9 protein-coding genes are annotated in these 10,574 nt (G+C 41.9%); 5 read left to right on the top strand and 4 right to left on the bottom strand.

Annotated features, from left to right (window positions below):
- The 3 genes from V7K69_RS14345 to V7K69_RS14335 all read left to right on the top strand — a co-directional run.
- Nucleotides 1-2,068, top strand: a 2,068-nt coding sequence (locus V7K69_RS14345) for a cadherin-like domain-containing protein (protein WP_335035385.1), incomplete at its 5' end; no start/stop codon positions are given.
- A gap of 175 nt (nt 2,069-2,243) precedes the next feature.
- Complete coding sequence (locus V7K69_RS14340) at nt 2,244-3,266, top strand: NADP-dependent oxidoreductase (RefSeq protein ID WP_335035383.1); 1,023 nt, start codon at nt 2,244-2,246, stop codon at nt 3,264-3,266.
- A gap of 87 nt (nt 3,267-3,353) precedes the next feature.
- Complete coding sequence (locus V7K69_RS14335) at nt 3,354-4,784, top strand: collagen-like protein (RefSeq protein WP_335035381.1); 1,431 nt, start codon at nt 3,354-3,356, stop codon at nt 4,782-4,784.
- 95 nt (nt 4,785-4,879) lie between these two features.
- Here V7K69_RS14335 and V7K69_RS14330 read toward each other — a convergent pair whose 3' ends face one another.
- Both V7K69_RS14330 and V7K69_RS14325 read right to left on the bottom strand, forming a co-directional pair.
- Nucleotides 4,880-5,440, bottom strand: a complete 561-nt coding sequence (locus V7K69_RS14330) for a nitrate transporter (protein WP_335035379.1) — start codon at nt 5,438-5,440, stop codon at nt 4,880-4,882.
- A gap of 671 nt (nt 5,441-6,111) precedes the next feature.
- Nucleotides 6,112-6,687 carry a TIGR04376 family protein gene (locus V7K69_RS14325; protein WP_179075032.1) on the bottom strand — a complete coding sequence of 192 codons (576 nt, stop codon included), beginning with the start codon at nt 6,685-6,687 and terminating at the stop codon, nt 6,112-6,114.
- Nucleotides 6,688-6,836: 149 nt separating this feature from the next.
- Between V7K69_RS14325 and V7K69_RS14320 the strand changes: the two genes are divergently transcribed.
- Together V7K69_RS14320 and V7K69_RS14315 are read left to right on the top strand one after the other, a co-directional pair.
- On the top strand, nt 6,837-7,229 hold the full coding sequence (locus V7K69_RS14320; protein ID WP_335035377.1) for a hypothetical protein: 393 nt from the start codon (nt 6,837-6,839) through the stop codon (nt 7,227-7,229).
- A gap of 58 nt (nt 7,230-7,287) precedes the next feature.
- The gene (locus V7K69_RS14315; RefSeq protein ID WP_335035389.1) at nt 7,288-8,496 is read left to right on the top strand and encodes a DUF4336 domain-containing protein; all 1,209 of its coding nucleotides are present in this window, start codon (nt 7,288-7,290) and stop codon (nt 8,494-8,496) included.
- 309 nt (nt 8,497-8,805) lie between these two features.
- On the opposite strand, the gene pnuC is transcribed toward V7K69_RS14315, so the two are convergent.
- Nucleotides 8,806-9,393, bottom strand: a complete 588-nt coding sequence (gene pnuC, locus V7K69_RS14310; protein ID WP_335035375.1) for a nicotinamide riboside transporter PnuC — start codon at nt 9,391-9,393, stop codon at nt 8,806-8,808.
- 68 nt (nt 9,394-9,461) lie between these two features.
- Entirely contained in the window at nt 9,462-10,487 is a 1,026-nt protein-coding gene (locus V7K69_RS14305) for an AAA family ATPase (RefSeq protein ID WP_335035373.1), read from the bottom strand.
- Nucleotides 10,488-10,574: the final 87 nt, after the last annotated feature.

Genomic DNA, 10,574 nt, shown 5'->3' with positions numbered 1-10,574 from the left:
CTACGTAGTGTTTGGCAGCAGTAATGGGTTTGGAGCCAGTCTTAACCTTTCGTCCCTGGATGGCAGCAACGGCTTTGTGATTAATGGCATTGATAATGACAACTCAGGCGGTTCTGTCAGCAGTGCGGGGGACATCAACGGCGACGGCTTCGACGACCTGATTATCGGGGCATCAAGTGCCTCTCCCAACGGTCAGCTTTTTGCCGGGTCAAGCTACGTAGTGTTTGGCAGCAGTAATGGGTTTGGAGCCAGTCTTAACCTTTCGTCCCTGGATGGCAGCAACGGCTTTGTGATTAATGGCATTGATAGCCGTGACTACTCAGGCAGTTCTGTCAGCAGTGCGGGGGACATAAACGGCGACGGCTTCGACGACCTAATTATCGGGGCATTTGGTGCCGACCCCAATGATCAGCTTTTTGCCGGGGAGAGCTACGTAGTGTTTGGCTTTCCGACTGCCGCTAGCACTAACGAAGATACTGCCCTTAACATCCTTGCTAGCAATATTCTACGTAGATTTACAGATATCGATGGCGATACCTTAAGTATTAGCAACTTCACTAACCCCACTAACGGCACACTAACACTCAACGACAACACTACTCCAGACAACCCAAGTGACGACTTCTTCACCTACACCCCCAATGCCAATTTCAACGGCACTGACAGCTTCACTTTCACTGTTGCTGACGGCAATGGCGGTAGCATTACTAGTACTTTTAACCTCAATGTCAAACCTGTCAACGATGTACCCATTGCTGTCAATGATACTTTGACTGCTGGTTTTAATACTGCTACTTCCATCCTCGCTAAGACTCTACTGGCTAATGATACCGACATCGATAACAGTAACCTCCGTATTACTAGCGTTAGTGGTGCAACTAATGGTACTGCTGTGCTAAATGATAACGGCACTCCGGGCAACTCAGCGGATGATTTCGTAGTGTTTACGCCATTTAATGGGTTGAGTGGCAATGCCAACTTCAACTACACCATCAGCGATGGTAGCCTGACTAGTACTGCTACGGTTACGATCGCAGTTGGCACTAAGATTACTGGCACTAACCAAAACGATACCATTTCTGGCACTCCAGGAAATGATGCGATCGCTGGTGGCAAGGGCAATGATATTCTCACAGGCGTTGCGGGGAATGATACTTTTGTCTTCCGCCTTGGTGATGGGAACGACACTATCACTGATTTTGCTGGAATAGGTATTGGCTCAAATCCATCAGCAACGGTGATTACCCAACTGGATACATTGCAATTTATCGGTAGTGGTTTAACTGCCCGAAATCTGCAACTTACTCAAAATGGTAATAACTTAGAACTCACCTTTTCAGATGCAGCTTCTACCAAAGTTACTCTGCAAAACTTCCAATTAGAAAATCTGGATAATTTACCAGCAAATGGTTCACGACCAGCTATCGGTAATATCCTGTTTGATGGACAAACCAGTATAACTGACAGTTTTGATGTCTTCAATGCCAACTCAACTCAAACTGATCTCTTTAACAAGAACACCGTCACTTTTTTGAATGACCTTAACAATAACGTCGCGGGTTTTGACAACTCCAATGATGTGATTAATGGTCAAGGAGGTAAAGACATCATCAATGGTAATAGTGGAAATGACCTATTACGGGGCGGTGAAGGCGATGATATTCTCATCGGTGGAGAAGGTAATGATACTGTTGTGGGTGGCAAAGGCAATGATGTTCTCATTGGTGGTGTAGGTGCTGACCTTTTCGTTTACAACAGCAATGCTGACTTTGTTGGTGTTGATGCGATCGCTGACTTCCAAAGCAGCAAAGGTGACAAGATTGTACTGGATAAAACTACCTTTAGTACAATTACTTCTGCTGCCGGAACTGGTTTTAGTAACATCACTGATTTTCAAATCACAAGTTCAGCAGCGACTAGCACGGCAAAAATTGTCTACGATCGTCTAAATGGTGAGTTGTTCTACAACCAAAATGGCAACGCGGCTGGTTTTGGCAGTGGTGGGCTATTTGCAACTCTAACTGGTTCGCCAACTCTCACCGCATCTGATTTTGTGCTGCAAGCATAGTTTGCTCAAAACACAGAATGTCGAGTAGACATCTCCGAAAAAGAATTGTTTTGACGTAGCAATGCTAGGTCTCTACAAGGGTTATGGGTAACACATATCTTTTTAAGGGGGGATCTCAAATTACCTAAAGTCATAGCGAAACACTTTTCAAACAACCTCTAAAGGAAAATAACTGATGTCTGATTTAATGAACAAACAAATCATCCTCAAAAGTCGTCCAGTCGGCGAACCAAAAGAGAGTGATTTTGCTTTAGTAGAAACGCCAACTCCCGAACCGGGTGAAGGTGAAATTCTTAGCCGCACCATTTATCTATCTCTCGACCCTTATATGCGTGGTCGCATTAGTGCAAGCGAGTCTTATGCTGCATCAGTAGAATTGAATTCTGCGATCGTGGGTGGTACAGTCAGCCAAGTAATTAAATCAAATCATCCTCAATTTCAAGTAGGGGATTTTGTTCTGAGCAATAACGGTTGGCAAACTTATGCTGTATCTAAGGGTGAGACACTACGTAAACTTGACCCCACTCAAGCACCTTTATCTTATAGCTTAGGTGTACTGGGTATGCCTGGTCTGACTGCTTATGCTGCTTTGCTTGATATTGGTCAACCGAAAGAAGGTGAAACTGTTGTGGTTTCAGCCGCTTCTGGTGCTGTCGGTGCAGTAGCAGGTCAAATTGCCAAAATTAAAGGTGCTAGAGTAGTGGGAATTGTCGGGAGTGATGATAAGCGAGACTATATAGTTAAAGAATTAGGTTTTGATGTTGGCATTAACCGCAAAACCCAAGAACTTGATTCAGCACTCAAAGAAGCTGCACCTAACGGCATTGATGTTTACTATGACAATACAGCAGGTGTGATTTTAGAAACTGTATTACAGCAGATCAACCTTGGGGCAAGAATTCCACTAGTAGGTTTGATTTCGGAGTATAACGCTACATCTACTCCATCAGGGCCTAATTTAATGCCACTACTAAGCAAACGAGCTTTAATCAAAGGTTTCTTAGTTTCCGATTATCAACATCGGTTTAATGATTTTTTTCGTGATGTTTCTGGATGGTTACAGTCTGGTCAGCTTAAGTATAAAGAAGATGTAGTTATGGGTTTAGAAAACGCTCCTCGTGCATTCATCGGTTTACTTCGAGGTGATAATTTTGGCAAGCTGATTGTTAAGGTTAATGACGATCCAACAGCGAATTGAAAGGCACATTACTAAACAAAAAGGAGCAAATTGCAGAAAGTTAGCGTCAGTAGTAGATAATTCAACTAAAGTTTTAGGTGTAACTAAATGCACAATGATTTTAGGAGTAAGCTGCCACTACTGCTGACATTCTGCTTATTTACGAGCTTTTTGCCTGCCTCTGGTTCAGTTTTATGTCCAGCTTTTGCCTCTGACGAATATTATAGAGTAGGCAGAAATAATGGCAGAGATGGACGTGTAGGAAGCGATGGGCGATCGGGTAGAAGCGGTGAAAATCAAAACATTTTTGTTAATGGTTCACCCGTTAATCTTGATTTATCCGGGAAAGATGGTGAAGATGGGGAAGACGGGGAACATAGCGATCGCCCTGACTGTGGTTATCAACGCGATGCCTACGGCGGGCAACGCCTACGCGTCAGCCATGATATAAATGCACCAAATGGTGGCAATGGCGGTAACGGCGGGAAGGGAGGAGATGGAGGAAATGGTGGTTCCCTCACAGTGTATTACAGCAATTTAGCAGATTTACGAAACATTTCCGTTCGGGCAACTGGTGGGCAAGGTGGACGTGGCGGTAGAGGTGGCAATGGTACGGAGGGTTGTCGTTGTCATAGGCGGAGTTGGGAAGTGAAAACCTGTAAAGGAACTCCCGGTAGCCCTGATTATAAGTGTACTGAAAAGGTTTATCGATGTAGTGACGGTAGCGATGGGCGAGATGGCAGCGATGGTAGTGACGGTAGCCGAGGCCGCTTAGGAACTTTAAGTATTGTAAATAGCAAGGAAGCTTTGGCAGGCGATAATCCAACGGTGCAGCTAGCAATTTCGGAACTGACAAACCAACCGGTAAACCTTTCGAAGAACAAATGGAATCTTCGCAAAGGCGCAGCTTCTCTACTTGCGCCTGGTTCTGCGATCGCAGATGATTACCTTGAGTTTGAACAGCGTCTAGAAGAAACTTTTCAAATAGTTTGGCAAGAAAAACAACCTATTACCAGTTTTGGCAATCAAGCTGTAACACTTAATTTAACTGACAACAAACAAGTAGAAGTCACTTTTGCCGAGGACTTATGGGTTGATGGTAGCATCAAAAATGAAGCTAACTTAACAACATTTACCGTTAACCATGCCATTCCCAAAAAAGATGTTACTCGGTTAGCTGTAGCAGAGTTTGCCGAAGCAGGACAAAACCTCAACTTAAAAATAGTCGATTTGGCAGCGAAATCTGATGCTATTAATACTCAGTTTCGCATCAAATTCCGCGCCCAGGATAACTTGTACAGCTCTTCTGGCTACAAAACTGAATATGAAGGGGATATTCCCAACGAACTTGTGACTCGTGACTACAACCGTTTTACTCTAGCTTTAGGCAAGCTCAAAATTCCTGATTCAGCTTTACGCCCTGGTGTCAACGTTGATATTGAAGTCGTAGCAACTCGTTCCTTGGGAATACGTTCTGCCAAGCAAACTATTAGCTGGCAGGGTGCAATCCGCAAACCTAGTACCGCAAGGCGGAATTAAAAATTAAAAATTAAAAATTAAAAATGAATCCAGCGTAAGCATTTCATTGATTTTGAATGGGTGGTTTATTTTCGCCGTGTTGTACTAGATAAAATTTAGGAAGATTTTTTCCCATCTGAAACCATTTGTGAAAGAATATAAGCTGCGAAATCTAGTAACTGATCCAGCAAAAAGCCAATGATACCAATGTAGAGAACCACCTGAATTATATAATCAACATTGCCAGCTTTATAAGCTTCCCAGAGAGTAAAGCCAAGTCCTCTAGGCCCTGTTAACATTTCTATAGAAATAACAATAAACCAGGCTACCCAAATACTAACTTTCAAGGCATGAAATATATGGAATATAGCTACTCGAAAGTTATTATTCTGCCTACGAAAATGTTGCATACCAATTGCCGTATTAATAATCATTGTCCAGAGAGTTCCTAGAAAAACTACTGTAGTAGCAGCCGATTCGCTCTCTTGAAATACTATTAATGCAATAGGTAGCAAAGCTATAGGAGGGATGCTATGTGGTATCTGGAATATCAGCCTAAATAGTTGATAAACCATGCTATTCATGCCTATTAGGTATCCAATAAAACTACCTAACACTGCGGCAGGAATGTAACCCACAAACAACCGTTGCAGGCTAGCTAAAATGTCTAAAAACATATATTCTCTCTGCCTCAGTTCTCATGGAAAAAATTTAGAAAATACTGTGGCAACGACACAAAATAGCGAAGATAAAAATGTGTTAAATTACACGATTTATTTGAAGAACACAAGATTTTTCTATCTTCTCCTTGTTGATAATTAATCAAGAAAAGTTAGGTATTATTACAATGTTTTGGTAGTAATGCAAAGAGGGGTAAAGCTTGACTTTAGTAAACTTTATCAGAAAAATAAATCTTGATTAGTAAATTAAATACAATTTCCAGATTTTAATTGTTTGATAATTGTAGTAAGTATGAATATGTAATATTAAAAATATTACATAAATGGCAAAATTTGTTATGATCAATACAGAATATTTATAAAACAATGAGTTTCAGAGATACTTTATCAAGTAAAAACAAAATTACTGTCGGGAGGCCAATGCGTTGCCCGGATTTTTTACTCATGAAAAATCCGGGTGTCCATTTCTTCAAAAATCAACTCTATTAGCGTTATTTCAATGCAAACAAAAAGAAAGACATGATTGGTATTTCATATAGCGCTGCGATTGGTTATACCATTTCAATCGATACTCTTAAAAATTACCCTAAGAGGCGACATCACTAAATCTTTTGAACGATTTACGTTTACGTTATAAATTTCAGTGCGTCTTTTTTATCTAGATGCGATTATTTGCCTAAATTCCGCTTCATTTGTTCTAACTCGTCTTGAGTTTCCCAGCTACGGAATTTCTCTTCTAAATCATCAAACCCACTAGAATAAGTGCTAGTTTTATTTGACCAGCCACTGGTTTCAAAACGTTGTTGAGTTTGTGCTTTATCACGGGCTGTTTGTGCTTCGGCTGCTTTAGCTTGAACCTCTTGTCGCCGTTGCTGGATTTTTCGTAATAGTTCTTGAGATTGGTTAATGCGTTCTTTCAGCCCTTGCATGTGCCCCCAGCGCTGATTTCCTTCGCGCAACAGGGCTGCTTCTCGCTCACCCGCCGCAGTCGCTAAATCTTCTCTGCCGGCGTTTTTGGCTTTTTGAACACGGATATGCCAACGCTGAATTTCTTGAGCGGTGGAGAGAATTTCTTCTTGCGATCGCTTCTCTTGCAATTGTAAATCTGCGATCAGCTTTAATGTGTCTTCTTCTTGCTCACGCAGCTGTTCTAGCAGCGCCTCTAACTCCAAATGTGGATTGTTACGCAAGAATTCTTCTAAACGGTTTTCTAAAAACCGACTCAAATCATCAAATAAGCCCACTGCTAGAACTCCAGAGATCGGGTGCGTGACTATTTTATTGTAGTAGTCCGGTGGACTTCTGGGTGTTAGTTAGATTTTAAAGTTGGGAAGAATGTATTTGGTGAAACTACGCAAATAACGGTGACTTACAAAATAAGGCTTTAATCAGTATGAGTTCTGATTTTCAACCGCCACCTAAGAACTTGTCCATACTAGCTTCTGTAGGAGGGGTAGTTACGGCTGTAATCGCGATCGCAATTTTAAATGGTTGGTCTAAGCAACTTTCCCAGGCTTCCATAGAAAAACCAGAAATCTCAACATCCGAAACTGCTTCACGCCAGTTGGTACAACCAAATAAACCCCAAAACCCTGCCTCTGCTGCTAAACTTCCTAATCACAGACATTGGCTCTTTGGTAAAATAGCTAAAGCGATCGCTCAAAAATTGCCCAAGTCAAATGGTGCGCCTGGTTTTCGGACTCACTATCATCCTAACTACTATGCTGCTTTCATTCTTGACCCAGACGGACATAATATTGAAGCAGTTTGTCATTACCCTGAATAGTGGAACAACGATGATATCACCTGGATCTAAGTCGAGGGTAGAACTACAAGAGCAAGAGATGTATCCTTTGAGCCACCCAAAAGATTGGTCATGGCCATTCTGGGCTGCTGTCCCACTTTACCCTTACGGCAGGCGGCGGACACTTCGCAAGGAAATAGTTTTTGAAACTATCTGGACATTCGAGCAGCTTCACGGCATTCTCTACACTATCGTGCCAATTCGGATGACTGTCGTCAAACTCGCTGCCGGAGGTCTTCTGGTCTATGCACCCGTTGCTCCAACAATTGAGTGTGTCCGCTTGGTTAATGAATTGGTAGCAAAGCACGGTGAAGTTAAGTACATCATACTGCCAACTAGTTCTGGTCTAGAGCATAAAGTCTTTGTTGGCCCCTTTGCTCGCCGCTTTCCTCAAGCACAAGTCTTTGTTGCGCCGCACCAGTGGAGTTTCCCGTTTAACCTGCCACTTAGTTGGCTAGGCTTTCCAAAAAAACGAACTCAAGAACTCCCAGACGACTCAAGCCTTGCTCCCTTCGCTCTGGAGTTTGACTATGCAATCTTGGACATCAATTTAGGACGAGGTTCTTTTGCAGAAGTTGCAGTGTTTCACAAGCCTTCGCACACTCTACTTGTAACTGATTCTATCCTTTCTGTTCCAGTTGACCCACCAGAAATCCTCCAATTAGATCCTTATCCCTTACTGTTTCATGCAAGGGACAATGCCTTGGAGACTAGCGAGGACAATGAAGACAACCGCCGCAAGGGATGGCAACGCATTTCATTGTTTGCACTTTACTTCCGTCCAAGTGCGCTGGAAGTTACTCCAATTGGACAGATGTTTCGTGATGCTTTCAAAGCACCACAGCGAACCCTAAAAACGTACTTTGGTTTATTTCCTTTTCGCTGGCGAGAAACTTGGAAGCAGGCATTCGATGCTCTACAAGGTCAGGGGCGGCCATTTGTCGCACCGATTCTGCAAATCCTTATTTTTCCCCAAGCACCAAGACAAGTCCTGAACTGGGCTGATACAATTGCTAATTGGGATTTCCAGCAGATTATCCCTTGTCACTTTGACTCGCTAATTTTTGCAAATCCGCGTCAATTTCGGCAAGCATTTGCTTTTCTTGAAAAAAATCCCTCTGTAAATAATGACTTTTCTTCTACCGAAAGCCAGCCTCTATTGGAGGAAGACTTAAAATTCATTAAGGAACTTGAAGCGGGTCTAGTTAAGCGCGGTATCGCAACGCCAGCGAAAGAAAAGGTATATTGAACCTCAACGCCCCCACGTGCAGCGCTGGCAGTGAATAAGGTAACAACGAACGGCTGAAGCTGTGCGCGAGACACGAGAAGACCATTGACCACACCAGCGATCGCATCATGAGGATCGGGCAGGGATAAAAGGGTTGGCTTGAGGTTTTTTGATGAAAATTCTAAATCACAAAGACGCGATAAACCCCCGGCTCTTCCCTTAACCAATCCGATCAATGTTGGGTTGAGCAACGCGAAACCCAATATACATCTAATACACTATTTTAGCTGTGCCATGCCACTACGAAATAGAAAATATATACAGGGGTTTTCAATCCTGAATTTTAGCTGTCTTTAGCCAAGATATTGAACCATTAATTGCTATGAACAGCAAAATTACATACAAAAAAGCAATAAATTTAACTTCTTTAACGTAGTACAACCAAATACCAATAACATCAACTATGATCCAGTAATACCAGCTTTCAATCCTTTTTTGCGCCATAAGCCACATAGCAGTAAAACTCATGATTGTTGTGAGTGCATCTAAGTAAGGAAAAGAAGCTTTTTCTAGAAATATTGCAGGGAGTAATAGGTGAATTTGACTCATCAAAGCTCCCGTTGCAAACGAAATTGCTATTGTGATTGCCGCAATCAAAACAATTTTACGCGGTGGACTATATCGAATCTGCAAAACTTTACTAGAATCAGGTGTACTCCATCGCCACCAGCCATATACACTAACAACTAAATAGTAGATTTGTTCTAAAAAATCCGAATACAAACGGATTTGATAGAAAAGTGCCATATATAGCAATACACTGACTATTCCAACAGGCCAAGTCAGAATTTTTCTTTGAGAAATTAGCCACGCCGACCATAAATAAAAGACCGTTCCCAAGAGTTCTATATAGCTCATGGGATATCCTATCAGATTGAAAGCTATAGTATTTACGCTCCAAAATTCCAGCATATTGATGCACTTTATCAAATAATTTTTTTGAAAAATAGCTCTCCTAAGTTGGCATACTTCTGGTAACAAGACAATACTTTTTTCACAATACTAATACGTGTATTGAGGTCGCCAGACAAGCGAAAAAATGGAATTTTTCTCACAATTAAATCGCTCTCAATTTGTTTTTGAAATATGCTACGATTTGCTTCTCCAGACCGATCCCAGGTATCATCGTAAGGTATATCTAGATCGCAAAAAAACACTAAATCATAGCGCGATATAGCTTGATAGGCAAGTTCTGCTAACTCTAGGGGAACAGTTTTGTGGTAATACAACGAAAATTGATAGGTTGTCAAGGCATTGGTATCTGTAAATAAGTACTGGTTTGCTTGCAATAATAAGGCTTCTTCACGTTCTAAATGCCCTTTGGCAATCTCCACAAGTTGCAAGAGCGAAAGTCGTCTGTTGATTTGATTTTTTTCCCAATACTCGCGTCCGTACTCTGGCATCCATACAGTGTTGTACTCTTTAGCTAATTGTGATGCAATGGTGGTTTTACCAGTTGAAGGAGCGCCCAGAAAAACAATGTTAGCGATCAGATCGCGGTATACATTAGGATGTAAATACTTCCGAAATGCGTAAGTGTCTGTTCTGACTTGCGTTCCTGAAATTGGAAAAGTTTTGCGATCGCAATCCACAAGTCGATTAACTGCTCCTAGTGCCTGGCTTACGTGTTCGCCATAAAATTCACTAGAGTAAAAGTGAGTAATTTTTTTTGATTCCAGTTGTTTCAAGATGTAATCTTCGTGCATTTTCTTAATCTCAGGAGTGTCCCCAACCTCAGTTGGGCCATCCCAAGCTTCAATCACCTGGATTTGGGGATAAATTTTCCGCAGCCAGTTAGCTCGAACGGTTAAAGGAATCGCAGTCACCTCTGGACACTCATAAATCATCACCAGCACTTCATCCATCTCTGCTAAAGCAGTTTCAATTACTAATTGATGTCCTTTATGGAGAGGTGCGTATTTGCCTAGTGTGAGTCCGCATTTACCAGTCATAATTTTTACTTTTCAGACATTCCTGCTTTACAATTAGCCAAAAGGATAAAGCCTGCTGCAAGCATTGCCCCTCTGTCTTTGGCAAAG

The sequence above is a fragment of the Nostoc sp. genome, from assembly GCF_036917775.1.
GTDB lineage: Bacteria > Cyanobacteriota > Cyanobacteriia > Cyanobacteriales > Nostocaceae > Nostoc.
This window is presented reverse-complemented; position numbering and strand designations above follow the sequence as displayed.